General features: G+C 41.6%; 32 protein-coding genes and 1 other annotated feature. All 32 genes read right to left on the reverse strand.

Annotated elements, in window-relative coordinates:
- Positions 1-27 precede the first annotated feature (27 nt).
- The 32 genes from rpmD to rplK all read right to left on the reverse strand — a co-directional run bounded on the left by rpmD (position 28) and on the right by rplK (position 24,698).
- Positions 28-216 carry a 50S ribosomal protein L30 gene (gene rpmD / locus RYX56_RS20155; protein ID WP_012957154.1) on the reverse strand — a complete coding sequence of 63 codons (189 nt, stop codon included), beginning with the start codon at positions 214-216 and terminating at the stop codon, positions 28-30.
- A gap of 13 nt (positions 217-229) precedes the next feature.
- Complete coding sequence (gene rpsE, locus RYX56_RS20160; RefSeq protein WP_047973431.1) at positions 230-730, reverse strand: 30S ribosomal protein S5; 501 nt, start codon at positions 728-730, stop codon at positions 230-232.
- A 21-nt stretch (positions 731-751) separates the two neighbouring features.
- Positions 752-1,114 (reverse strand): 50S ribosomal protein L18, encoded by a 363-nt coding sequence (rplR, locus tag RYX56_RS20165; RefSeq protein WP_047973430.1) that lies wholly within the window; start codon positions 1,112-1,114, stop codon positions 752-754.
- Between the two features lie 27 nt (positions 1,115-1,141).
- On the reverse strand, positions 1,142-1,678 hold the full coding sequence (rplF, locus tag RYX56_RS20170) for a 50S ribosomal protein L6 (protein ID WP_317123819.1): 537 nt from the start codon (positions 1,676-1,678) through the stop codon (positions 1,142-1,144).
- 33 nt (positions 1,679-1,711) lie between these two features.
- Positions 1,712-2,110 carry a 30S ribosomal protein S8 gene (gene rpsH / locus RYX56_RS20175; protein ID WP_047973428.1) on the reverse strand — a complete coding sequence of 133 codons (399 nt, stop codon included), beginning with the start codon at positions 2,108-2,110 and terminating at the stop codon, positions 1,712-1,714.
- A 28-nt stretch (positions 2,111-2,138) separates the two neighbouring features.
- Positions 2,139-2,324, reverse strand: a complete 186-nt coding sequence (locus RYX56_RS20180) for a type Z 30S ribosomal protein S14 (protein ID WP_012957149.1) — start codon at positions 2,322-2,324, stop codon at positions 2,139-2,141.
- 30 nt (positions 2,325-2,354) lie between these two features.
- Positions 2,355-2,894: a 50S ribosomal protein L5 gene (gene rplE / locus RYX56_RS20185; RefSeq protein WP_047973427.1), complete on the reverse strand. Its 540-nt coding sequence runs from the start codon at positions 2,892-2,894 to the stop codon at positions 2,355-2,357.
- A gap of 26 nt (positions 2,895-2,920) precedes the next feature.
- Positions 2,921-3,232 (reverse strand): 50S ribosomal protein L24, encoded by a 312-nt coding sequence (gene rplX, locus RYX56_RS20190; RefSeq protein WP_047973435.1) that lies wholly within the window; start codon positions 3,230-3,232, stop codon positions 2,921-2,923.
- Positions 3,233-3,279: 47 nt separating this feature from the next.
- Positions 3,280-3,648, reverse strand: coding sequence for a 50S ribosomal protein L14 (gene rplN / locus RYX56_RS20195; RefSeq protein ID WP_012957146.1), 369 nt, complete (start codon positions 3,646-3,648; stop codon positions 3,280-3,282).
- A gap of 33 nt (positions 3,649-3,681) precedes the next feature.
- Positions 3,682-3,942, reverse strand: a complete 261-nt coding sequence (rpsQ, locus tag RYX56_RS20200) for a 30S ribosomal protein S17 (protein ID WP_317123820.1) — start codon at positions 3,940-3,942, stop codon at positions 3,682-3,684.
- Positions 3,943-3,958: 16 nt separating this feature from the next.
- Positions 3,959-4,162 carry a 50S ribosomal protein L29 gene (rpmC, locus tag RYX56_RS20205; protein ID WP_003322618.1) on the reverse strand — a complete coding sequence of 68 codons (204 nt, stop codon included), beginning with the start codon at positions 4,160-4,162 and terminating at the stop codon, positions 3,959-3,961.
- Positions 4,152-4,586, reverse strand: a complete 435-nt coding sequence (rplP, locus tag RYX56_RS20210) for a 50S ribosomal protein L16 (RefSeq protein ID WP_317123821.1) — start codon at positions 4,584-4,586, stop codon at positions 4,152-4,154. The genes rpmC and rplP overlap by 11 nt, the downstream gene beginning before the upstream one ends.
- Before the next feature lie 2 nt (positions 4,587-4,588).
- Entirely contained in the window at positions 4,589-5,248 is a 660-nt protein-coding gene (gene rpsC, locus RYX56_RS20215; RefSeq protein WP_317123822.1) for a 30S ribosomal protein S3, read from the reverse strand.
- 3 nt (positions 5,249-5,251) lie between these two features.
- A complete protein-coding gene (gene rplV / locus RYX56_RS20220; protein ID WP_012957142.1) occupies positions 5,252-5,593 on the reverse strand; it encodes a 50S ribosomal protein L22 in 342 nt (113 codons plus the stop codon).
- 26 nt (positions 5,594-5,619) lie between these two features.
- Complete coding sequence (gene rpsS, locus RYX56_RS20225; protein ID WP_012957141.1) at positions 5,620-5,898, reverse strand: 30S ribosomal protein S19; 279 nt, start codon at positions 5,896-5,898, stop codon at positions 5,620-5,622.
- A gap of 60 nt (positions 5,899-5,958) precedes the next feature.
- Positions 5,959-6,789: a 50S ribosomal protein L2 gene (gene rplB / locus RYX56_RS20230; protein WP_047972902.1), complete on the reverse strand. Its 831-nt coding sequence runs from the start codon at positions 6,787-6,789 to the stop codon at positions 5,959-5,961.
- A 27-nt stretch (positions 6,790-6,816) separates the two neighbouring features.
- Complete coding sequence (gene rplW / locus RYX56_RS20235) at positions 6,817-7,107, reverse strand: 50S ribosomal protein L23 (protein WP_012957139.1); 291 nt, start codon at positions 7,105-7,107, stop codon at positions 6,817-6,819.
- Entirely contained in the window at positions 7,107-7,730 is a 624-nt protein-coding gene (rplD, locus tag RYX56_RS20240) for a 50S ribosomal protein L4 (RefSeq protein ID WP_047972903.1), read from the reverse strand. The genes rplW and rplD overlap by 1 nt, the downstream gene beginning before the upstream one ends.
- A gap of 25 nt (positions 7,731-7,755) precedes the next feature.
- Positions 7,756-8,382 carry a 50S ribosomal protein L3 gene (gene rplC, locus RYX56_RS20245; RefSeq protein WP_012957137.1) on the reverse strand — a complete coding sequence of 209 codons (627 nt, stop codon included), beginning with the start codon at positions 8,380-8,382 and terminating at the stop codon, positions 7,756-7,758.
- Between the two features lie 93 nt (positions 8,383-8,475).
- Positions 8,476-8,784 (reverse strand): 30S ribosomal protein S10, encoded by a 309-nt coding sequence (gene rpsJ / locus RYX56_RS20250; protein ID WP_012957136.1) that lies wholly within the window; start codon positions 8,782-8,784, stop codon positions 8,476-8,478.
- 297 nt (positions 8,785-9,081) lie between these two features.
- On the reverse strand, positions 9,082-10,272 hold the full coding sequence (gene tuf / locus RYX56_RS20255; RefSeq protein WP_047972904.1) for an elongation factor Tu: 1,191 nt from the start codon (positions 10,270-10,272) through the stop codon (positions 9,082-9,084).
- 126 nt (positions 10,273-10,398) lie between these two features.
- A complete protein-coding gene (fusA, locus tag RYX56_RS20260) occupies positions 10,399-12,477 on the reverse strand; it encodes an elongation factor G (RefSeq protein WP_317123823.1) in 2,079 nt (692 codons plus the stop codon).
- 51 nt (positions 12,478-12,528) lie between these two features.
- Complete coding sequence (gene rpsG / locus RYX56_RS20265; protein WP_012957133.1) at positions 12,529-12,999, reverse strand: 30S ribosomal protein S7; 471 nt, start codon at positions 12,997-12,999, stop codon at positions 12,529-12,531.
- A 38-nt stretch (positions 13,000-13,037) separates the two neighbouring features.
- A complete protein-coding gene (gene rpsL, locus RYX56_RS20270; protein WP_012957132.1) occupies positions 13,038-13,457 on the reverse strand; it encodes a 30S ribosomal protein S12 in 420 nt (139 codons plus the stop codon).
- A 110-nt stretch (positions 13,458-13,567) separates the two neighbouring features.
- Positions 13,568-13,816 (reverse strand): 50S ribosomal protein L7ae-like protein, encoded by a 249-nt coding sequence (locus RYX56_RS20275; protein WP_047972907.1) that lies wholly within the window; start codon positions 13,814-13,816, stop codon positions 13,568-13,570.
- An 87-nt stretch (positions 13,817-13,903) separates the two neighbouring features.
- Positions 13,904-17,527: a DNA-directed RNA polymerase subunit beta' gene (gene rpoC / locus RYX56_RS20280; RefSeq protein ID WP_317123824.1), complete on the reverse strand. Its 3,624-nt coding sequence runs from the start codon at positions 17,525-17,527 to the stop codon at positions 13,904-13,906.
- Positions 17,528-17,669: 142 nt separating this feature from the next.
- A complete protein-coding gene (gene rpoB, locus RYX56_RS20285; RefSeq protein ID WP_317123825.1) occupies positions 17,670-21,209 on the reverse strand; it encodes a DNA-directed RNA polymerase subunit beta in 3,540 nt (1,179 codons plus the stop codon).
- Between the two features lie 347 nt (positions 21,210-21,556).
- Complete coding sequence (locus RYX56_RS20290; RefSeq protein ID WP_317123826.1) at positions 21,557-22,162, reverse strand: class I SAM-dependent methyltransferase; 606 nt, start codon at positions 22,160-22,162, stop codon at positions 21,557-21,559.
- A 130-nt stretch (positions 22,163-22,292) separates the two neighbouring features.
- Positions 22,293-22,655, reverse strand: coding sequence for a 50S ribosomal protein L7/L12 (gene rplL, locus RYX56_RS20295; RefSeq protein WP_047972849.1), 363 nt, complete (start codon positions 22,653-22,655; stop codon positions 22,293-22,295).
- 69 nt (positions 22,656-22,724) lie between these two features.
- Positions 22,725-23,222 carry a 50S ribosomal protein L10 gene (gene rplJ, locus RYX56_RS20300; protein ID WP_047972850.1) on the reverse strand — a complete coding sequence of 166 codons (498 nt, stop codon included), beginning with the start codon at positions 23,220-23,222 and terminating at the stop codon, positions 22,725-22,727.
- A 36-nt stretch (positions 23,223-23,258) separates the two neighbouring features.
- Positions 23,259-23,395 (reverse strand) — a sequence feature (ribosomal protein L10 leader region).
- A 59-nt stretch (positions 23,396-23,454) separates the two neighbouring features.
- Positions 23,455-24,195: a 50S ribosomal protein L1 gene (gene rplA, locus RYX56_RS20305; protein WP_317123827.1), complete on the reverse strand. Its 741-nt coding sequence runs from the start codon at positions 24,193-24,195 to the stop codon at positions 23,455-23,457.
- A 77-nt stretch (positions 24,196-24,272) separates the two neighbouring features.
- Positions 24,273-24,698 carry a 50S ribosomal protein L11 gene (gene rplK / locus RYX56_RS20310; protein ID WP_034745189.1) on the reverse strand — a complete coding sequence of 142 codons (426 nt, stop codon included), beginning with the start codon at positions 24,696-24,698 and terminating at the stop codon, positions 24,273-24,275.
- Between the last annotated feature and the right edge of the window lie 145 nt (positions 24,699-24,843).

Here is a 24,843-nt window from a genome sequence, read left to right on the forward strand (position 1 = left end):
ACACCTCCTCATGTATAAATTAAGCTATTAAGCTTCGATTTCTTTTACTGTTAAAAGGTGAGATACCTTGTTTACCATACCGCGAATCGCAGCGTTATCTTCTTGAACAACAGTTTGGTGCATTTTGCGTAATCCAAGTGTGTTCACTGTAACGCGTTGGTCTTCCGGACGACCGATAAGACTACGAGTGAGGGTAATTTCTAATTTCTTAGCCATTTACGTTCCCTCCTTATCCTAACAGTTCTTCCACTGATTTACCGCGAAGTTTTGCAACTTCCTCAGCACGCTTAAGTTCTTTAAGTCCTTGCATAGTAGCACGAACCATGTTGATTGGGTTATTAGAACCTAGTGATTTTGACAAGATGTCACCTACACCAGAAAGTTCTAATACCGCACGTACAGGACCACCAGCGATTACACCAGTACCTTCTGAAGCTGGCTTAAGTAAAACGCGACCTGCTCCAAAGTGACCAATGATTTCATGTGGAATTGTAGTACCAACAACTGGCACTTCAATGAGGTTTTTCTTAGCATCTTCTACCGCTTTACGGATTGCCTCAGGAACTTCCTGAGCTTTACCCATACCGAAACCGACATGGCCGTTCTTATCGCCTACTACAACCAATGCAGCGAAGCGGAAACGACGTCCACCTTTAACTACTTTCGCAACACGATTGACAGCTACTACTTTCTCTTCAAGTTCCAACGTATTAGGGTCAATACGACGCATTCGTTTTCCCTCCTTTGTTCTTTAGAATTGCAATCCAGCTTCACGAGCTGCATCTGCTAATGTTTGTACACGACCGTGGTATACATAACCACCGCGATCAAACACTACTACTTTATGACCGTTTTCTACCGCACGTTTAGCAACAAGCTCACCTACTGCTTTAGCTGCTTCTTTATTGCCACCGTTCTCAAGCTTTAGTTCTTTATCTAAACTAGATGCTGAAGCAAGAGTTACACCATTTACGTCATCGATAAGCTGTGCGTAAATGTGTTTTGATGAACGGAAAACATTAAGACGTGGACGTTCAGGAGTTCCTGTGATCGCACGACGTACGTGAGCGTGTCTTTTCTTACGGCCCAAGTTTTTGCTAGGCTTCGTAATCATAGAACGTCATTCCTTTCCGTATATTAATTATTTACCAGTCTTACCTTCTTTACGACGCACATACTCGCCTTCATAACGAATACCTTTACCTTTGTAAGGCTCAGGAAGACGTACTGAACGAATATTAGATGCTACTGCTCCAACACGCTCTTTATCGATACCTTTAACGATAACTTTCGTGTTAGCAGGAACTTCAATTTCAATACCTGCTTCAGGAGTGATTTCAACTGGGTGAGAGTAACCAACGTTAAGTACAAGCTTAGATCCTGACTTCGTTGCACGATAACCTACCCCGATAAGTTCAAGCGTACGCTCGTAACCTTTCGTTACGCCCTCAACCATGTTGTTGATCAAGCTGCGAGTAGTTCCGTGAAGAGCTTTATGCTCCTTGTTATCAGAAGGGCGCTCAACTGTAACTTGGTTCTCTTCTACATTGATTTTCATGTCCTGGTGAAGGTTACGCTTAAGCTCACCTTTAGGACCTTTAACCGTAAATAGTGTTCCGTCAACTGTGATTGTTACACCAGCTGGAACCTCTACTGGTTTATTACCAATACGAGACATTCTTGTACACCTCCATTCATTTCAAGGAATGTATTACCAAACGTATGCTAATACTTCTCCGCCCACTTGTTGTTGACGAGCTTCCTTGTCTGTCATTACACCATTTGATGTTGAAACTAACGCGATTCCTAAACCGCCTAATACGCGTGGAAGTTCACCAGCTTTCGCATATACGCGAAGTCCAGGCTTACTAATGCGCTTAAGACCAGTAATTACACGCTCGTTTGTAGCACCATATTTTAAGAAGATGCGGATCACACCTTGCTTACTGTCTTCGATATATTCATAGTCACGGATAAAGCCTTCACGCTTAAGAATATCAGCGATCTCTTTCTTTACCTTTGAAGCAGGTAATTCAAGCTTCTCGTGACGAACTGTGTTCGCATTACGAATTCGAGTCAACATATCTGCAATTGGATCTGTCATGACCATAGTTATTTACCTCCTTCCCGTTCTTAGCTTACCAACTAGCTTTCTTCACGCCAGGAATTTGCCCTTTGTGAGCAAGCTCTCTGAAGCAAATCCGGCAAAGTTTAAACTTACGCAATACTGAATGAGGACGACCGCAACGTTCACAGCGAGTGTACTCTTGTACTTTGTACTTTTGTGTACGTTTTTGCTTTGCAATCATTGATTTCTTTGCCAAAGTTTTCCCTCCTCTTTGAAACGACTTTGATTATTTTTGGAATGGCATTCCCATTTGTGTTAATAGTTCACGAGCTTCTTCGTCCGTATTCGCAGTTGTTACGATAACAACGTCCATACCGCGAACTTTATCCACTTTATCGTAATCAATTTCAGGGAAGATTAATTGCTCTTTCACACCTAGAGTGTAGTTACCGCGACCATCGAATGCTTTCTTAGAAACACCACGGAAGTCACGTACACGAGGTAATGAAACAGAAACTAACTTTTCAAGGAACTGGTACATACGCTCGCCACGAAGAGTTACTTTCGCACCGATTGGCATACCTTCACGAAGCTTGAAACCTGCGATTGATTTTTTTGCTTTTGTAATTAAAGGCTTTTGACCAGTAATCTCAGCTAATTCTTCTACAGCTTTATCTAATGCTTTAGCGTTAGAAACAGCATCACCAACACCCATGTTAACAACGATTTTCTCAAGCTTTGGTACCGCCATAACAGATGAGTAGTTGAACTTCTCTACTAGAGAAGGAACGATTTCAGTTGAATACTTCTCTTTTAAACGATTCATACGATTGACCTCCTTTCACACTCTGACTACTTATCTAATAATTCGCCAGACTTCTTAGCAATACGTACATTCTTGCCATTTTCAATTTTGTGACCTACACGAGTAGGTTCACCAGACTTAGGATCTACAGGCATAACGTTTGAAGAATGAATTGGCGCTTCTTGATTCAAGATACCACCTTGTGGGTTATCTTGAGATGGCTTTGCGTGTTTCTTCACAATGTTAATACCCTCTACAAGAACACGATTCTTCTTAGGAAAAGCTTCTAAGATTACACCTTGTTTCCCTTTGTCTTTACCAGAGATGACCTTAACTGTGTCACCTTTTTTGACATGCATCTTCGCCATGTTCGCACCTCCTTGACAGGGCCTTCCGTTAATATCTATTAAAGAACTTCTGGAGCAAGAGACACAATCTTCATGAATTGGTTGTCACGAAGTTCACGTGCTACTGGTCCGAAAATACGAGTTCCGCGTGGGCTCTTATCGTCACGTACGATAACTGCTGCGTTCTCATCAAATTTGATGTATGAACCATCGTTACGACGTACACCGCTCTTAGAACGAACGATTACTGCTCTCACAACTTCACCTTTCTTGACAACGCCACCTGGTGTTGCTTGTTTCACAGAACAAACGATAACATCACCGACATTAGCTGTCTTACGGCCAGAACCACCTAATACTTTAATACATAGTACTTCACGAGCACCAGAGTTATCAGCAACTTTTAAACGGGATTCTTGTTGAATCATGCGATCTTACCTCCCTTCAATCGAGAACTTCTATTAAATGATTACCGCTTCTTCTACGATTTCAACTAAGCGGAAACGTTTATCTTTTGAAAGCGGACGAGTTTCCATGATGCGAACAACGTCTCCAATTTTAGCAGAGTTTTCTTCATCATGCGCTTTTAACTTCTTAGAGTATTTTACGCGCTTTCCATAAAGGCGGTCTTTTTTGTATGTTTCAACAACAACAGAAATTGTTTTATCCATTTTGTCAGAAACAACGCGCCCTGTATATACCTTACGTTGGTTGCGTTCCATTTAGCAAACCTCCTTTTTAGCCGTTGTTAATTCCAAGCTCACGTTCACGCAATACAGTCTTCGCACGAGCAATTGCCTTACGAACTTCACGAATGCGGGCTGGATTATCCAATTGACCAGTCGCTAGTTGAAAGCGAAGGTTGAACAACTCTTCTTTAAGTGATTTCGTCTTTTGCTCAATTTCAGCAGTGGTTAAGTTACGAATATCATTAGCTTTCATTTGCGTCACCACCCACTTCTTCGCGTTTTACGAATTTACATTTTACAGGTAATTTATGAGCAGCTAATCGTAAAGCTTCACGAGCAACTTCCTCAGAAACACCAGAGATTTCAAACATAATCTTTCCAGGCTTAACTACAGCAACCCAGCCCTCAGGAGCACCTTTACCAGAACCCATTCGAACTTCAAGTGGCTTAGCAGTGTAAGGCTTAGATGGGAAGATTTTAATCCAAACTTTACCACCACGTTTCATATAACGTGTCATAGCAATACGCGCTGCTTCGATTTGACGGTTTGTGATCCAAGAAGCTTCAAGCGCTTGAAGACCGAACTCACCGAAGTGTACTTCTGTACCGCCTTTTGCACGACCGCGCATTTTTCCGCGATGTTCACGACGATATTTCACACGTTTTGGCATTAACATGATTAGTTGCCTCCTTCCTCTTTGTTCGTTCCTTTCGTTGGAAGGACTTCACCACGATAAATCCAGATCTTGATGCCTAGCTTACCGTATGTTGTATCAGCTTCAGCTGTACCGTAGTCGATATCAGCACGAAGTGTGTGAAGTGGAACTGTTCCTTCATTATAATGTTCTGCACGTGCAATATCAGCGCCACCAAGACGACCAGATACTTGAGTTTTAATACCCTTAGCACCAGAACGCATTGTACGTTGAATCGCTTGCTTCATAGCACGACGGAACGAAATACGATTTTCTAATTGACGAGCAATGTTTTCAGCAACTAATTTAGCATCTAAATCAGCTTGCTTCACTTCAAAGATGTTAATGTGAACTCGTTTGCCAGTTAATTCATTAAGAGCTTTACGTAAAGCTTCAACTTCAGAACCGCCTTTTCCGATCACCATTCCTGGTTTAGCAGTAGAAACTGTAACATTTACGCGGTTAGCAGCACGTTCGATTTCTACTTTAGACACAGAAGCGTCTTTTAAGCGTTTTTCAATATACTCACGAATTTTAATGTCTTCGTGTAGTAGATCAGCATAATCTTTCTCAGCGTACCATTTCGACTCCCAGTCTTTGATAACACCAACTCGAAGTCCAGTAGGATTAATCTTTTGACCCACGCTTTATCCCTCCTTCTTTTCAGTTACAACCAGTGTAATGTGGCTAGTGCGCTTGTTGATACGGCTCGCACGTCCCATCGCACGTGGACGGAAACGTTTTAAAGTAACACCTTCGTCTACATACGCTTCACTAATTACAAGGTTGTTTGGCTCCATTTCATAGTTATGCTCAGCATTCGCAATTGCAGAGTTTAGAAGCTTTTCTACAACAGGTGAACCAGCTTTTGGTGTGTGGCGAAGAATAGCAATCGCCTCTCCTACTTGCTTTCCACGAATCAAGTCAACAACTAAACGCACTTTACGAGGAGCAATACGCACTTGTTTTGCTACAGCTTTAGCTTGCATGGATAGGACCTCCTCTCTAACTAACCTTAACGTCTTGTTTTCTTATCATCAGCAGCATGACCTTTGTACGTACGCGTAGGTGCAAACTCACCAAGTTTGTGTCCTACCATGTCTTCAGAAATGTAAACTGGAACATGCTTACGGCCATCATATACTGCGATAGTGTGCCCGATGAACTCAGGGAAAATTGTTGAACGACGAGACCAAGTTTTGATCACTTTCTTGTCATTAGCTTCGTTATGAGCTTCGACCTTTTTCATTAAATGATCATCAACGAAAGGTCCTTTTTTCAAACTACGACCCATGAGAAAACCTCCCTTCGTGATTAGCCCACGGTTCTTTTAAAGAACCGCAGCCAAATCCCGTTATTTTTTACGACGACGTACGATGTACTTGTCAGATCCTTTGTTCTTCTTACGAGTTTTGTAACCAAGTGTTGGTTTACCCCAAGGAGACATTGGAGACTTACGTCCGATTGGTGCTTTACCTTCACCACCACCGTGTGGGTGATCGTTAGGGTTCATAACAGATCCACGAACAGTTGGACGTTTGCCTAACCAACGTGAACGACCTGCTTTACCAATGTTGATAAGTTCATGTTCAACGTTACCCACTTGACCAATTGTCGCACGACAAGTAGCAAGGATGTAACGAGTCTCACCAGAGTTAAGACGTACTAATACATAATCTCCTTCTTTACCAAGAAGTTGAGCTTCTGTACCAGCAGAACGAACTAGTTGTCCACCTTTACCAGGCTTAAGTTCGATATTGTGAATGACAGTACCAACAGGAATATTTTTAAGTGGTAACGCATTACCTACTTTGATATCCGCTTCTGCACCTGATTCAATCACCATATCAACTTTAAGACCTTTAGGTGCTAAGATGTAACGTTTCTCACCATCAACATAGTTGATAAGTGCGATGTTAGCAGAACGGTTTGGATCGTATTCGATCGTAGCAACGCGTCCTGGAATTCCATCTTTAGTACGTTTAAAGTCAATAACACGGTATTGACGTTTGTGTCCGCCACCTTGGTGACGTACAGTTAATTTACCTTGGTTGTTACGGCCGCCTTTTTTGTGTAAAGGAGCAAGTAACGACTTTTCCGGTTTGTCAGTTGTGATTTCCGCGAAATCTGATACGGACATACCACGACGACCGGCACTGGTCGGTTTATACTTTTTAATCGCCATGTTCAGTTCCCTCCTTCGCTTTTAAACTTATACACCTTCGAAGAATTCGAGTTCTTTGCTCTCAGGTGTTAATGTAACAATGGCTTTTTTACGACGAGCTGTGTAACCCGTGTAACGTCCAAATCTCTTAGACTTACCTTTGTAGTTCATTGTGTTAACTTTAGCAACCTTAACTTCAAAGATCTCCTCAAGAGCATCTTTAATTTGAGTTTTATTAGCACGAACGTCTACTTCGAACGTGTATTTCTTCTCACCCATAAGGTCAGTTGAACGTTCAGTAATTACGGGGCGCTTAATGATATCACGAGCGTTTGACATTACGCAAGCACCTCCTCTACTTTTGCAACTGCGTCTTTAGTGATGACAAGCTTATCATGCTTCAGCACATCAAGAACGTTAACTCCTTCTGCAGTAACAAATGTTACACCAGGAAGGTTACGCGTAGATAATGCAACTGTTTCATTATAATCAGCTGTCACAACAAGAGCTTTGCTGTCAACAGAAAGGCCAGCTAATACGTTAGCCATATCTTTTGTTTTTGGAGCATCAAGTTGTAGGTTGTCTAAAACAACGATTTCTGCTGCTTTCAATTTACTTGATAGAGCAGATTTGATTGCAAGACGACGAACTTTTTTAGGAAGCTTATAGCTATAGCTACGTGGTGTTGGTCCAAAGACAACTCCACCGCCTACCCATTGTGGTGAACGGATCGAACCTTGACGAGCACGACCTGTTCCTTTTTGACGCCATGGCTTACGGCCACCACCGCGTACTTCAGAACGTCCTTTAGTTTTGTGTGTACCTTGACGTAGAGATGCTTGTTGCATTACTACTGCGTCATGAAGCACACTTTGGTTTGGCTCAAGGCCAAAAATCGAATCAGATAATTCGATATCTCCTACTTGTGAACCAGCTTGGTTAAATACTGCTACTTTCGGCATGATGTGTCCTCCTTTCTTTCAATCTTTATTTTGCTTTAACCGCACTTTGTACAGATACGTAGCTCTTTTTAGCTCCAGGTACGTTACCTTTAACTAATAGAAGATTACGGTCTGTATCAACTTTTACGATTTCAAGGTTTTGTACTGTAACTGTTTCTCCACCCATACGACCAGGTAATAATTTACCTTTAAATACACGGTTTGGAGCAACAGGACCCATTGAACCTGGGCGACGGTGGTAACGTGAACCATGAGACATCGGTCCGCGAGATTGGTTATGACGCTTGATAGCACCTTGGAAACCTTTCCCCTTAGATGTTCCTGTAACGTCTACTACGTCTCCAGCTGTAAATGTGTCAACTTTAACTTCGTTACCCACTTCAAGAGAAGCGTCGAAGTTACGGATTTCCTTCATGAAGCGCTTAGGAGCTGTGTTAGCTTTTGCAGCATGTCCTTCTTGAGGCTTGTTAGTGTTTGATTTCTTCTGGTCAGCAAATCCGATTTGAATTGCTTCGTATCCATCAGACTCAACAGTTTTCTTTTGAAGAACCACGTTAGGCTCAGCTTCGATAACTGTTACTGGGATGACTTCACCATTTTCAGCAAATACTTGTGTCATACCGATTTTTCTACCTAAGATTCCTTTGGTCATCCGTTACACCTCCTAATATAACTCGAATTTTTTGTTTGCCATTTTCATATACTTACATATAAAAGTCTATATTCACTAATTGATCATACAGATTTATAGTTTGATTTCAATGTCTACGCCAGACGGTAAATCCAAACGCATAAGAGCATCCACAGTTTGTGGTGTTGGATTCACGATATCAATCAAACGCTTGTGTGTACGCATCTCGAATTGCTCACGAGAATCTTTGTACTTGTGTACCGCACGAAGAACTGTGTAAACCGACTTCTCAGTTGGAAGTGGGATCGGCCCAGATACATTAGCACCTGAACGTTTTGCTGTGTCAACAATCTTCTCTGCTGATTGATCAAGAACACGATGATCATACGCCTTTAAACGAATGCGAATCTTTTGCTTTGCCATTATAGCCCCTCCTTTATCGTCCATTTTATAAACAGACATACTCCGTGAAAATTTCCTACACCCTGCCATGGCAAAGGGGCCGGGTGTATCAGCAACCTTCCACATCATCGCTGCCAGTGACCAACATTCAACATTATACATAGGAACATGACCTAAATCAAGTAAAAGTTTTTATGTTGGGCACACTCCTACTATTATAACGACTACCTTCTATTAATGCAAGCTTTTACTGAAATTAAAGCACAAAAAAAGAAAGCACCTTGGGAAATCCAAGATGCTTTCCATAGAAGTAAGAGATTACTTCGTGATTGTAGCTACGACACCAGCACCTACAGTACGTCCACCCTCACGGATAGAGAACTTAGTACCTTCTTCGATAGCGATTGGTGAGATTAGTTCAACAGTCATTTCGATGTTGTCACCAGGCATTACCATCTCAACGCCTTCTGGAAGGTTGATGATTCCAGTTACGTCAGTTGTACGGAAGTAGAACTGAGGACGGTAGTTTGAGAAGAATGGAGTGTGACGTCCACCCTCTTCTTTTGAAAGAACATAAACTTCAGCTTTGAAGTTTGTGTGTGGTGTAATAGTACCTGGCTTAGCAAGTACTTGTCCACGTTGAACTTGGTCACGTGAAACCCCACGAAGAAGTGCACCAATGTTGTCACCAGCTTCAGCATAGTCAAGAAGCTTGCGGAACATTTCTACTCCTGTACAAGTTGTAGAAGAAGGCTCTTCTGCTAAACCGATGATGTCAATTACATCACCAACATTAAGTTGTCCACGCTCTACACGACCAGTAGCAACCGTACCACGACCAGTGATTGAGAATACATCCTCAACTGGCATCATGAAAGGCTTTTCTTTATCGCGCTCTGGAGTAGGGATGTAATCATCTACAGCAGCCATAAGTTCGATAATTTTTTCTTCGTAAGCTTCGTCACCTTCAAGTGCTTTAAGAGCAGAACCTTGGATTACAGGTACATCGTCACCAGGGAAGTCATACTCAGAAAGAAGGTCACGTACTTCCATTTCTACTAATTCAAGTAGCTCTTCGTCATCTACCATGTCACATTTGTTTAAGAATACAACAAGGTAAGGTACACCTACTTGACGAGAAAGAAGGATGTGCTCACGAGTTTGTGGCATTGGGCCATCAGCAGCAGATACTACTAAGATACCACCATCCATTTGTGCTGCACCAGTGATCATGTTTTTAACATAGTCAGCATGGCCTGGGCAGTCAACGTGTGCATAGTGACGGTTATCAGTTTCGTACTCAACGTGTGCAGTTGAGATTGTGATACCGCGCTCACGCTCTTCTGGAGCACCATCAATAGCGTCATACGCCATTGCAGCACCTTTACCAGAACGCTTAGCAAGTACAGTTGTGATTGCAGCTGTTAAAGTTGTTTTACCATGGTCAACGTGTCCAATAGTACCGATATTGGCATGTGTTTTGGAGCGGTCAAATTTTTCTTTACCCATGATTCATTTCCTCCCTTAATTGAACAAATATAAGTTTTTTATGAATAAGAAAGGTGCCATACTCTTATGAATATCACCTTTCTTAGCTTACAACAAAATGTTTCTTGAAACAATTACAAAAGGCTATTATTGGCCGTTTTGCTTTTTAATGATCTCTTCTGCTACGCTCTTAGGAACTTCTTCGTAGTGATCAAAGAACATTGAGTACGTTCCGCGTCCTTGTGTACGTGAACGTAGTGATGTTGCATAACCGAACATTTCAGCTAGTGGAACGAACGCTTTAACCGTTTGTGCATTACCGCGAGCTTCCATACCTTCAACGCGTCCACGACGTGCTGTAACGTCACCCATTACATCACCCATGTACTCTTCAGGAATAACAACTTCAACTTTCATTAATGGCTCAAGTAGAACTGGTTTACACTTAGTTTTAGCGTTTTTAAGTGCCATAGATGCAGCAATTTTAAACGCCATTTCACTTGAATCGACATCATGGTAAGAACCATCATAAAGCTTCGCTTTAATATCGATTACAGGGTAGCCAGCAACCATACCGTTACCAAGAGCTTCTGAAATACCTTGTTCTACAGATCCGATGTATTCACGAGGAACTGATCCACCGACGATTGCATTTTCGAATTCGAAACCTGCACCCTCTTCATTTGGAGAGAATTCTACCCAAACGTGACCAAATTGTCCACGACCACCAGATTGACGAACGAACTTACCTTCAACTTGAGCCGTTTGACGGATCGTTTCACGGTAAGATACTTGTGGAGCACCAACGTTAGCCTCTACTTTAAACTCACGCTTCATACGGTCAACAATGATATCGAGGTGAAGTTCACCCATACCAGAGATAATCGTTTGACCAGTTTCTTCGTTTGTTTCAGTACGGAAAGTTGGATCTTCCTCAGCAAGCTTAGCTAATGCCATACCCATTTTATCTTGGTCAGCTTTAGACTTAGGCTCAACTGATAATGAGATAACCGGCTCTGGGAATTCCATTGACTCAAGAATAACAAGATTCTTTTCGTCACATAGAGTATCACCAGTTGTTGTATCTTTAAGACCAACAGCAGCAGCGATATCACCAGAGTAAACCGTAGAGATTTCCTCACGTGAGTTTGCATGCATTTGAAGGATACGACCAACACGCTCGCGCTTATCCTTAGTTGAGTTCTTAACATAAGAACCTGAATCAAGTGTTCCAGAGTAAACACGGAAGAATGTTAACTTACCTACGAATGGGTCAGTCATAACTTTGAAAGCAAGTGCTGAAAACGGATTTTCATCACCAGGCTCACGAGTTACTTCTTCTTCAGAGTCAGGAATCGTACCTTTGATTGCAGGTACATCAAGTGGTGAAGGTAGATAATCAAGTACTGCATCAAGCATTAATTGAACACCTTTGTTTTTGAATGCAGAACCACAGATAACTGGGTAGAATTCAACGTTACAAGTACCTTTACGGATTGCAGCCTTGAGTTCTTCATTCGTTAACTCTTCACCCTCTAAGTATTTCATCATGAGTTCTTCATCTAGTTCAGCAGCTGCTTCAACTAGTTTCTCACGATATTCTTGAGCTTGTTCTTTGTACTCTTCAGGAATTTCTTTCGCTTCAGTACGAGTACCTAGGTCATCTTCATAGAAGTATGCAACCATCTCAATAAGGTCAATGATACCATTGAACTCATCTTCAGCACCAATTGGTAATTGGATAGGGTGTGCATTCGCTTGAAGACGATCATGAATCGTTCCAACAGAGTACAAGAAGTCTGCACCAGTCTTGTCCATTTTGTTAACGAAAACAACACGTGGCACACCATAAGTTGTTGCTTGACGCCATACTGTTTCTGTTTGTGGTTCAACACCAGATTGTGCATCTAGTACCGCAACAGCACCATCTAATACACGTAATGAACGTTCAACCTCAACTGTGAAGTCTACGTGTCCTGGTGTATCGATGATGTTAATACGATGGTCTTTCCAAGCAGCCGTTGTAGCAGCAGAAGTGATTGTGATACCACGCTCTTGCTCCTGTGCCATCCAGTCCATTTGTGAAGCACCTTCGTGCGTTTCACCGATTTTGTGGATACGACCTGTGTAAAAAAGTACGCGCTCTGTAGTAGTTGTTTTACCGGCATCGATGTGGGCCATGATGCCGATATTACGCGTATCTTTTAAGGAGAACTCTCTTGCCATGGGGTATTTCTCCTTCCTATTTCATACGATTTATTTAATAAGAATAGAATCTTACCAACGATAGTGAGCAAACGCTTTGTTCGCTTCAGCCATCTTATGAGTATCTTCACGCTTCTTAACAGAAGCACCAGCGTTGTTAGCAGCATCTAGGATTTCATAAGCTAAACGCTCTTCCATCGTTTTTTCTCCACGAAGACGTGAATAGTTTACTAACCAACGAAGACCTAAAGTAGTACGACGCTCAGGCTTAACTTCGATCGGCACTTGGTAGTTAGCACCACCAACACGACGAGCTTTAACTTCAAGAACAGGCATAATGTTCTTAAGCGCTTGATCAAATACTTCCATAGGGTCTTTTCCGCTACGTTCCTTAACTAATTCAAACGCATTATAAAGGATTGTTTGAGCAACCCCACGCTTTCCATCAACCATAATACGGTTGATTAAACGTGTAACTAATTTTGAATTATAAATAGGATCTGGTAATACATCGCGACGAGTAACTGGACCTTTACGAGGCATTGTTTCCCCTCCTTTCAACATTTAAACGGTTTATTTTATTACTTCTTATCTTTTGGACGCTTTGTACCATACTTAGAACGTCCTTGCATACGATTTTGAACACCCGCTGTATCAAGTGCACCACGTACGATGTGGTAACGTACCCCTGGTAAATCTTTTACACGGCCACCACGGATAAGAACAACACTGTGCTCTTGTAGGTTGTGACCGATACCTGGGATATATGCTGTTACCTCAATTTGGTTCGTTAAACGAACACGTGCATATTTACGAAGAGCCGAGTTCGGTTTCTTCGGAGTCATCGTACCAACACGAGTACAAACACCACGCTTTTGAGGAGAAGAAAGGTTTGTTTGATTCTTCTTAAAGCTGTTGTACCCTTTGTTAAGTGCTGGTGAATCAGAATTCTTAACTTTAGCAACGCGTCCTTTACGGATTAATTGGTTAATAGTAGGCATATTTTTTCCTCCTCTCTTTTAAAAAGATAAGACCACTGATCCTGGTGGTTCATATTTAGGCAAAAGTAAAGTTTTTGCCATGCGGATCGCCCCGAATGGCAAAAACACGATTACTCCCTTAAAGCAACAGTGGCTGCACCGACTTCAATGCCACAAGCTTTACCAAGCTTTTTCATTGAGTCTACATAGTGTATCGGGACTTTCTTTGATTTAGCTAATGTTTCTACTTTGTGTACAACACGAGTATCTGCATCTTCTGCTACAATCAATTCCAGGACCTCACCGATCTCTAGCGCCTTTAGCGTCTGCTTAGTACCTATAATTAGGTTACTAGCCTGCATCACTTTTTCATAAGACATCATTCATCCTCCAAAGGAACAGGTTCTGAGGCACACTTTGATATCTTATCACTCTGATATATGTGTGTCAACCACTTATTAATAGTTTTATTCGCGAGTTCCTACTTCTTCTAGTACAGCCTCTTCAGAAGTACTCTCTTCTTTATCGTCATGTGTTGAGAGGATATTCAAATTACGGTATCGATCCATACCTGTACCAGCTGGAACCAACTTACCGATAATAACATTTTCCTTAAGTCCTAGCAACTCATCACGTTTTCCTTTAATCGCTGCATCTGTCAAGACACGAGTTGTTTCTTGGAACGAAGCAGCTGATAAAAACGAGTCTGTTTCAAGAGATGCTTTTGTAATACCTAGTAATACCGGTCTACCTGTTGCAGGTCTCTTTCCTTCGACAAGGACTCTCGCGTTCTCATCATTAAAGTGTTGAATTTCGATAAGTGAGCCCGGAAGAACAGAAGTTTCCCCAGCATCAACAACACGAATTTTACGTAACATCTGACGTACCATAACTTCTACGTGCTTATCGCCAATTTCTACCCCTTGCATACGGTATACTTTTTGCACTTCACGTAAGAGATACTCTTGAACGCCATTCATACCAAGGACTTTAAGAAGTTCTTTCGGATCAATCGAACCTTCTGTTAAGCTTTCACCAGCTTTAATCTGATCCCCAAGAGAAACTTTAATTCTTGAGCCGTAAGGAATTGCATAGTTTATCGTTTCCAATTCACTACGTACCGTTACCTCACGTTTTTCTCCTTCTTTAAAGTCAACAACTTCCCCTTCAATTTCTGAGATGACCGCTTGACCTTTCGGGTTACGAGCTTCAAAAATTTCTTGGATACGCGGAAGACCTTGAGTGATATCGTCTCCAGCTACCCCACCTGTATGGAATGTACGCATTGTAAGCTGAGTACCCGGCTCACCGATTGATTGAGCAGCGATGATTCCAACCGCTTCCCCAACTTCAACATCGCTTCCTGTTGCAAGGTTACGACCGTAACATTTCTTACATACACCATGGCGAGTATTACAAGTGAAAACAGAACGGATTGTCATTTCTTCAATCCCGGCATCAATAATTAATTTAGTGATGTCTTCGGTAATCAGTTCGTTCTTCTTAATGACAACCTCATTTGTTTCAGGGTGACGAACAGTTTTGAATGCCACACGACCAACTAGACGATCGTATAATCCTTCAATGATTTCGTTTCCTTCTTTAATTGCAGCAACTTCTAGGCCACGATCAGTTCCACAGTCAGTTTCACGAACAATAACATCTTGTGCTACATCTACAAGACGACGAGTCAGGTAACCTGAATCGGCAGTCTTCAGGGCAGTATCGGCAAGACCTTTACGCGCCCCGTGAGTTGAGATGAAGTACTCGAGTACTGTTAAACCTTCACGGAAACTTGATTTAATCGGAAGTTCGATGATACGTCCAGATGGGTTAGCCATCAAACCACGCATACCTGCAAGTTGCGTAAAGTTAGATGCATTACCACGAGCACCGGAATCACTCATCATAAAGATAGGGTTTCTTCTATCAAGAGTACCCATTAATTTATTTTGGATAATATCCTTTGCTTCACTCCAAACAGAGATTACACGGTCATAACGCTCTTCCTCTGTGATAAGACCACGACGGAATTGCTTTAATACCTTCTCAACCTTCTCTTCAGCTTTAGCAAGGATTTCTTTTTTCTCAGCAAGTACAACGATATCGGCTACCCCAACTGTAATACCAGCTTTTGTTGAATGCTTAAAGCCTAAGTCTTTCATACGGTCAAGCATTTTAGAAGTCTCAGTAATCTTAAACTTCTTGAATACTTCAGCGATGATGTTTCCTAGGAAGCCTTTCTTAAACGGCATTACTTCTTCACTCTCTGCAAAGTGTTTCGCTACATCAGTTGTGCTTGGTACGATATATTTAGAAGGCGTTTCGACTTCTAAGTTCACCATAGTTGGCTCATTGATGTACGGGAACGAAGGTGGCAGGATTTCGTTGAAAATCAACTTACCTACAGTTGTTAGTAACAATTTATCTTCTTGCTCTTTTGTAAATGTCGTCTTACCAAGCGAAGCAACCGGAATCGCTACACGCGTGTGAAGATGAACAAATCCATTTTGATAAGCAAGTAATGCTTCGTTTGTATCTTTGAAAATAGAACCTGTACCTTTAGCTTCCTCACGTTCCATTGTTAAGTAGTAGTTACCTAATACCATATCCTGAGACGGAGTAACAACCGGCTTACCATCTTTCGGGTTCAAGATGTTTTGAGCTGCTAGCATAAGAAGACGAGCTTCAGCTTGCGCTTCTGCTGATAAAGGCACGTGAACAGCCATTTGGTCACCATCAAAGTCAGCGTTATAAGCTGTACATACGAGTGGGTGAAGTTTGATTGCACGCCCTTCTACTAGAGTCGGCTCAAACGCCTGAATTCCAAGACGGTGAAGTGTAGGTGCGCGGTTTAATAATACCGGATGTTCACGGATAACTTCTTCAAGTACATCCCACACCTCAGGTTGTACACGCTCTACCTTACGTTTAGCACTCTTAATGTTATGAGCAAGACCTTTACTTACAAGCTCCTTCATAACAAACGGCTTAAATAGCTCTAGTGCCATTTCTTTTGGAAGTCCACATTGATACATCTTTAGGTTAGGACCAACAACGATAACCGAACGACCAGAGTAGTCAACACGTTTTCCTAATAGGTTTTGACGGAAACGACCTTGCTTACCTTTAAGCATATGAGATAAAGATTTTAATGGACGGTTACCTGGTCCTGTTACCGGACGGCCACGACGACCATTATCAATCAATGCATCAACTGCTTCTTGAAGCATACGCTTTTCATTCTGAACAATAATGTTTGGAGCTCCCAGATCTAATAAACGCTTCAAACGGTTGTTACGGTTAATAACACGACGATATAAATCGTTTAGATCTGAAGTTGCAAAACGACCTCCATCAAGCTGAACCATTGGACGTAATTCTGGTGGAATAACCGGCAGTACATCTAAGACCATCCAAGATGGCTCATTTCCTGAATTACGGAATGCCTCTAACACTTCAAGACGTTTAATCGCACGAGTACGACGTTGCCCTTGAGCTGTTAATAGCTCTTCTTTTAAGCCTTCTACCTCTTTTTCAAGATCGATATCAGCTAAAAGTTTACGGATCGCTTCTGCACCCATTGCTGCTGTGAACGAACGGCCATATTTATCACGGTACGTACGATACTCTTTTTCAGAAAGAAGTTGCTTTTTCTCAAGTGGTGTTTCACCTGGATCAGTTACTACGTAAGAAGCAAAGTAAATGACCTCTTCAAGAGAACGAGGAGACATATCAAGCACAAGACCCATACGACTCGGAATTCCTTTGAAGTACCAAATGTGAGAAACAGGAGCAGCTAGTTCAATGTGACCCATGCGCTCACGACGTACTTTTGCACGTGTAACCTCTACGCCACAACGATCACACACAACACCTTTATAACGAACACGCTTATATTTACCACAGTGACATTCCCAGTCCTTTTGAGGTCCGAAGATACGCTCACAGAATAAGCCGTCTTTTTCAGGTTTTAGTGTACGATAGTTAATCGTTTCAGGTTTCTTAACTTCTCCTCTTGACCAAGAACGAATCTTGTTCGGTGAAGCAAGACCGATTTTCATATACTCGAAATTATTTACATCTATCAAGGGGCCAACCTCCCTTTTAATTTCCATGTCTTATAAACACGCAAATGTCAGTATCTATATTCTCTTCTCTTTTTCATTGTAGAAAGAGGGTAAGACAGCAACATGGGAACTAGTACATCTAGCTCCCGCATCGCTTTGTTCTTTATGCGTTTTCGCTTGATTCAAGATTTAAGTTTAGCTTTTCTGAAGTCTGTTCATCTTCGTCATCAAGCTCTCTCATCTCGATCTCTTCTTCGTTACTTGAAAGCATCTTCACATCCATACCTAGTGATTGAAGCTCTTTAATTAGTACCTTGAATGATTCTGGAACACCAGGTTCAGGAACATTTTCACCTTTTACAATTGCTTCATACGTCTTAACACGTCCAACTACATCATCGGACTTAACAGTTAAGATTTCTTGCAATGTATAAGCAGCTCCATATGCTTCCAGTGCCCATACTTCCATCTCACCAAAACGTTGTCCACCAAATTGTGCTTTACCACCAAGTGGTTGTTGCGTTACAAGTGAGTAAGGACCTGTCGAACGGGCGTGTAGCTTATCGTCAACCATGTGAGCAAGTTTGATCATATACATGATCCCTACTGATACACGGTTATCAAATGGCTCACCTGTACGTCCATCATAAAGAATTGTCTTACCATCACGTGCCATACCAGCTTCCTCTAGCGTACCCCAAACATCTTCCTCGTTCGCTCCATCAAATACAGGTGAAGCAACGTGGATACCAAGTTTACGAGCAGCCATACCTAAATGGAGCTCAAGCACTTGTCCAATGTTCATACGAGATGGTACCCCTAGTGGGTTTAACATGATGTCAATTGGTGTTCCATCAGGAAGGAACGGCATATCTTCTTCTGGCAAGATACGAGAGATAACACCTTTGTTACCATGTCGTCCGGCCATTTTATCCCCTTGGTTAATCTTACGCTTCTGTACAATGTAAACACGTACTAGCTGATTAACACCAGGAGGAAGCTCATCGCCATCTTCACGATTGAAGATCTTCACATCAAGAACAATTCCGTCTCCACCATGTGGTGCACGTAGAGAAGTATCACGAACCTCACGAGCTTTTTCTCCGAAGATTGCATGCAATAGACGTTCTTCAGCTGTTAATTCAGTAACCCCTTTTGGTGTTACTTTACCAACTAGAATGTCCCCGTCTTTAACCTCAGCACCAACGCGAATAATTCCACGCTCGTCAAGGTTTTTAAGTGCATCTTCACCGACATTTGGAATGTCACGTGTGATTTCTTCAGGTCCAAGCTTTGTATCACGAGCTTCTGATTCATATTCTTCAATATGAACGGATGTATACACATCGTCTTTTACAAGGCGCTCACTTAAGATGATCGCATCCTCATAGTTATAACCATCCCATGTCATGAACCCAACAAGAACGTTACGGCCTAATGCCATTTCACCGCTCTCCATTGAAGGACCATCAGCAAGGATTTCACGTTTTTCAACAACGTCACCTTCAGCAACGATTGGACGTTGGTTATAGCTTGTACCTTGGTTTGAACGAATGAATTTTTGTAGACGGTACTTATCAAGGTCACCCTTAACTTGCTTACCTTCTACATCTTCCAGACGACGAACCCAGATTTCTTTTGCCGTTACACGTTCTACGATACCAGGATGTTTTGATACGATCGCCGCACCTGAATCTTTTGCTGACACGTGCTCCATACCCGTACCCACTAAAGGAGCTTCAGGAATAAGAAGTGGAACAGCTTGACGTTGCATGTTCGCTCCCATAAGCGCACGGTTCGAGTCATCATTCTCTAAGAAAGGAATACATGACGTCGCCGCAGAAACAACTTGCTTAGGTGATACATCCATGTAGTCAAGACGTTCACGTGGAACAACAGTGTTCTCACCACGGAAACGAGCAATGATATTATCATTTATAAATGAACCATCATCATTTAGACGAGCATTTGCTTGAGCGACAACATAGTTATCCTCTTCATCTGCTGTTAAATAGTCAATTTGCGCAGTTACTTTTCCAGTCTCCGGGTCAACACGACGATATGGAGTTTCCATAAAGCCAAATTCATTTACCTTCGCGTAAGAAGATAATGAGTTGATTAACCCAATGTTTGGTCCCTCTGGCGTTTCAATCGGACACATACGACCATAGTGAGAGTAGTGAACGTCACGTACTTCAAAGCCAGCACGCTCACGTGTTAAACCACCCGGTCCTAGTGCAGATAAACGACGCTTATGTGTCAGTTCAGCAAGTGGATTTGTTTGATCCATGAACTGAGAAAGCTGAGAGCTACCGAAGAACTCTTTAATTGATGCAATAACCGGGCGAATATTAATTAATGCTTGTGGTGTGATCATATTTGGGTCTTGGATAGACATACGTTCACGAACCACACGCTCCATACGAGATAAACCAATACGGAATTGATTTTGTAATAACTCTCCTACAGAACGAAGACGACGGTTACCTAAATGGTCAATATCATCTGTATCACCAACACCATGCAATAAGTTAAAGAAGTAATTGATAGATGCGATAATATCAGACGGTGTAATATGCTTAACCTCACGCTCTACTAGACCATTCCCGATAACGCGGATCACTTGCTCACCCTCTTGGTCGTCCGGTGCATAGATCTTAATAGATTGAAGATTGATTTCACTATCTTCTACTACTCCTCCTGAAGCACGAGCAGTTCGGAAACCAATATTGTTTTCAAGGTTTGGTAGGATACGATCTAGCGTACGACGATCTAGCACCGTACCTTCTTCAGCAATTACTTCACCAGTCTCTGGATCAACTAACGTTTCTGCTAAACGTTGATTGAAAAGACGGTTTTTAATATGAAGTTTCTTGTTAATCTTGTAACGACCAACATTCGCTAAGTCATAACGCTTCGGATCAAAGAAGCGAGAGTCAAGCAAGCTCTTAGCATTTTCAACTGTTGGTGGTTCACCCGGACGAAGACGCTCATAGATTTCAAGCAATGCTTTTTCCGTACTATCTGTATTATCTTTTTCTAGGGAATTACGAAGGTATTCGTCTTCACCTAATAGATCAATGATCTCTTGATCAGATCCAAACCCTAGTGCACGCAAAAGAACCGTCACTGGAATCTTTCTTGTGCGGTCAATACGGACATATACTATGTCCTTAGCATCGGTTTCAAGCTCTAACCATGCTCCGCGGTTTGGAATAACAGTAGCGGTGAAACCTTTCTTCCCATTCTTGTCAGTCTTTTGACTATAGTACACACTTGGCGAACGTACTAACTGAGAAACGATAACACGTTCCGCCCCGTTAATGACGAAAGTGCCTGTTTCGGTCATTAATGGGAAGTCACCCATGAATACTTCTTGTTCCTTTACTTCTCCAGTCTCTTTGTTAATAAGACGGACTTTTACACGTAAAGGAGCAGCGAACGTTACATCACGTTCTTTTGATTCATCTACTGGGTATTTGGGCTCCCCGAGACTGTAATCAATAAACTCTAAAACTAAATTCCCTGTGAAGTCTTGAATGGGGGAAATATCTTGAAACATTTCTCTTAGTCCCTCATCAAGAAACCATTGATAAGAAGCTGTTTGAATCTCAATTAAGTTTGGCAACTCCAACACTTCATTAATTCTTGCATAGCTTCTACGTTGGCGGTGGCGTCCATACTGAACAAGTTGACCTGTCAACTGATTCACCCCTCAAATCTCGCGTTATAGTATCTAAAAATGGCTTCATCTACTCTCTTCTTCAAAGAAGAAAATTATAGACTAAACATTTTTATAGATTGCGTACACACTTATACTGCCATGTTCGATCACATCGCATATATAAGCTTAAATCTTGTATTACCTGACATAGTCTTCACGCACAAAAAGAAAAAATGGCTTCGATTAATAAAACCACATTTCCATCCGTTCGTTCGATTATACTAGTATAACCATATTTCTCCATCACTATACAAATTAAAAAAAGATAGACTTTACGAAAAATAGGTAGTTATACGCATTAAATAACAATATCACAAAGTATATACTCAGTCAATTTTTTTCGCACACAAAATAAAGTAGCCCTTCTTCTTTTCAACTACCTCTACGTTTCCAAATAAACTCTCAATCTTATCGATTGCTGATGGGGCACCTTGTTTCTTTTGAATAACGACCCAAAGCTGACCGTGATGTGCTAGATATTCATAAGATTGCTCAAAGATTCTATGCACGATTTCTTTACCTGCTCGTATCGGGGGATTCGTTAAAATAGCAGCATAATCTTTCTTTTTCACTTGGTTAAGAGTATCACTCTCATAAATCTCAACGTTATCAATTCCATTGTTGCTCGCATTCTTTTTCGCTAAATCAAGCGCTCGCTCATTCACATCAACTAAGTGTACTCTACGAGCTCGATCAATCGAAGCAATCGACAAGCCAATAGGGCCATATCCACAACCGACATCTAATACATCGCCGTCTACTTCCGGCATAATAAATGTATCAACTAGAAGTCTACTTCCAAAGTCTACTTCCTTCTTTGAGAAGACCCCTCTATCCGAGGTGAACTTGAATGATTTGCCCCGCAATTCAAATGACCATGTCCGCTCATCACTTTCCACTTTAGGATCTTTAGAATAATAATGACCAGCCAAAACCGCGACCTCCTTTCACATTTCTACACATAAAGTAGCTACCTCTATTATCGACAAATAAGAAATGGACCATAACTTAAATGCTAGATAAAAAAAGACCCGCATAGATGCGAGTCTTTTTGAAGATTTATTACTTAACTTCTACAGAAGCACCAGCATCTTCAAGTTTAGCTTTCATTTCTTCAGCTTCTTCTTTAGCAATGCCTTCTTTAACTGGAGCAGGAGCACCATCAACTAATGCTTTTGCTTCTTTAAGACCAAGACCAGTGATTTCACGAACAACTTTGATTACGCCGATTTTTGAACCACCAGCAGAAGTTAGGATTAAGTCAAATTCAGTTTGCTCAGCAGCGCCACCGTCAGCAGCTCCACCAGCTACAGCTACAGGAGCAGCTGCACTTACACCAAATTCTTCTTCGATTGCTTTAACAAGGTCGTTAAGTTCTAAAACAGTCATTTCTTTAACTGCTTCAATGATTTGTTCTTTAGTCATTTTGAAATCCTCCTATTATAAATAAGTTTTTTAGTTTAGTTTGTAATACATGTAGTGAGTAGCGTTAGCTTACGCACCTTTTTCTTCTTTTTGTTCTGCAACAGCTTTCGCAGCTAATGCTAAACCACGTACTGGAGCTTGAAGTACGTTCGCAAGCATTGAAAGTAGACCTTCGCGCGATGGAAGTTCAGCAAGAGCTTTGATTTCTTCAACCGTAGCAACTCGCCCTTCAATAACACCAGCTTTGATCTCAAGAGCATCATGCTTCTTAGCAAATTCGTTAAGCACCTTCGCAGGAGCAATAACATCATCTGCACTGAAAGCAACAGCGTTTGGTCCAACAAGCTTTTCGTTTAGTTCTGATAGTTCAGCCGCTTCAGCCGCACGACGAGTTAAAGAGTTTTTGTAAACCTTGAACTCAACGCCCGCTTCACGAAGTTGCTTACGAAGTTCAGTTACTTCAGCAACATTAAGACCACGATAATCAACAACAATCGTTGCTTTATTATCACGTAACTTATCTGCGATATCAGAGACAATTTGTTTCTTTTGTTCTAGCACGCTCATCCTTACACCTCCCATGGTTTTATACCATACCGTTCAGAAGCGATATAAAAAGCCCCCATGTAGACATGAGGGCATATTGATGTCAGTTATATTCACTGAATCTATAGGCTTACCTCGGCAGGAAATTAAGCGCAATGCGCACCTACTGTCTACGGTATGATGTTCTTTTTTTAACTCAAGTGTGCCAAGGCACTCTTAAGAGTATAATAAAACTATTATTGAAAGTCAATAATTACTTTGCAATTGATGAAGCGTTAACGCGTACACCAGGTCCCATAGTTGATGCTACAGCAACATTCTTCATGTATGTTCCTTTAGCAGCAGCAGGTTTTGCTTTCACTAATGTTTCAATAATTGTTGTGAAGTTCTCTACAAGCTTCCCTGTTTCGAACGAAACTTTACCGATTGGTACGTGGATGTTACCAGCTTTATCAACACGGTATTCTACTTTACCAGCCTTGATTTCGTTAACAGCTTTTTGTACATCAAATGTTACTGTACCAGTCTTAGGGTTTGGCATTAAGCCTTTAGGTCCAAGAACACGACCAAGCTTACCAACTTGTGCCATCATGTCAGGTGTTGCTACGATTACGTCAAACTCGAACCAACCTTGGTTGATCTTGTTAATGTAATCCTCTTCACCTACATAATCAGCGCCAGCAGCTTCAGCTTCTTTAGCCTTTTCACCTTTAGCAAATACAAGAACACGTTGAGTTTTACCTGTTCCGTTCGGTAGAACAACAGCTCCACGGATTTGTTGATCTGCCTTCTTAGGGTCAACGCCTAAACGTACAGCAACTTCAACTGTTTCATCGAATTTAGCTGTAGCAGTTTTCTTTACAAGTTCAATTGCTTCCTCAGCAAGATAAGCCGCATCGCGGTCTACAAGCTTCACAGCATCTTGATATTTTTTACCTTTTTTAGCCATGCTAATTTCCTCCTCGAATGTGGTTTTAGCGGTAGTACCTCCCACTATTAAAGGTTGCGAACCTAGAAACTAGGTAAAGAGGGGTTTCCTCATCGCAACCTCCAGAAAAACAATGTTACTAATTAGTCTTCAATCACGATACCCATGCTACGTGCAGTACCTTCAACCATACGCATAGCTGCTTCAACATCAGCTGCGTTTAAATCTGGCATTTTAGTCTCTGCAATCTCGCGCACTTTATCACGTTTAACTGTTGCAACTTTCTTAACGTGAGGCTCACCAGAACCTGACTCAATACCAGCAGCCTTCTTAAGAAGAACAGCAGCAGGCGGAGTTTTAGTGATGAATGTAAACGAACGATCTTCAAATACCGTAATTTCAACTGGAATAATAAGACCAGCTTGGTCTGAAGTACGAGCGTTAAACTCTTTACAGAATCCCATAATATTAACACCTGCTTGACCTAATGCAGGACCAACCGGTGGCGCTGGATTAGCTTTACCAGCAGGAATTTGCAATTTAACCATTTTAATTACCTTTTTAGCCACGTGACACACCTCCTTAGTCCGTGATGTGGTTATCCGGGTGTCTACACCCTCCCACTCAAAAAACGGATGCACTCATGCACCCGATGGTTCATGTAATAAAACCATTATCAAACATGAAGATTTTATCACCTTCAGAGATAACTTT

Source organism: Alkalihalophilus lindianensis, assembly GCF_032843265.1.
GTDB classification, from domain to species: Bacteria; Bacillota; Bacilli; order Bacillales; family Bacillaceae_D; genus Alkalihalophilus; species Alkalihalophilus lindianensis.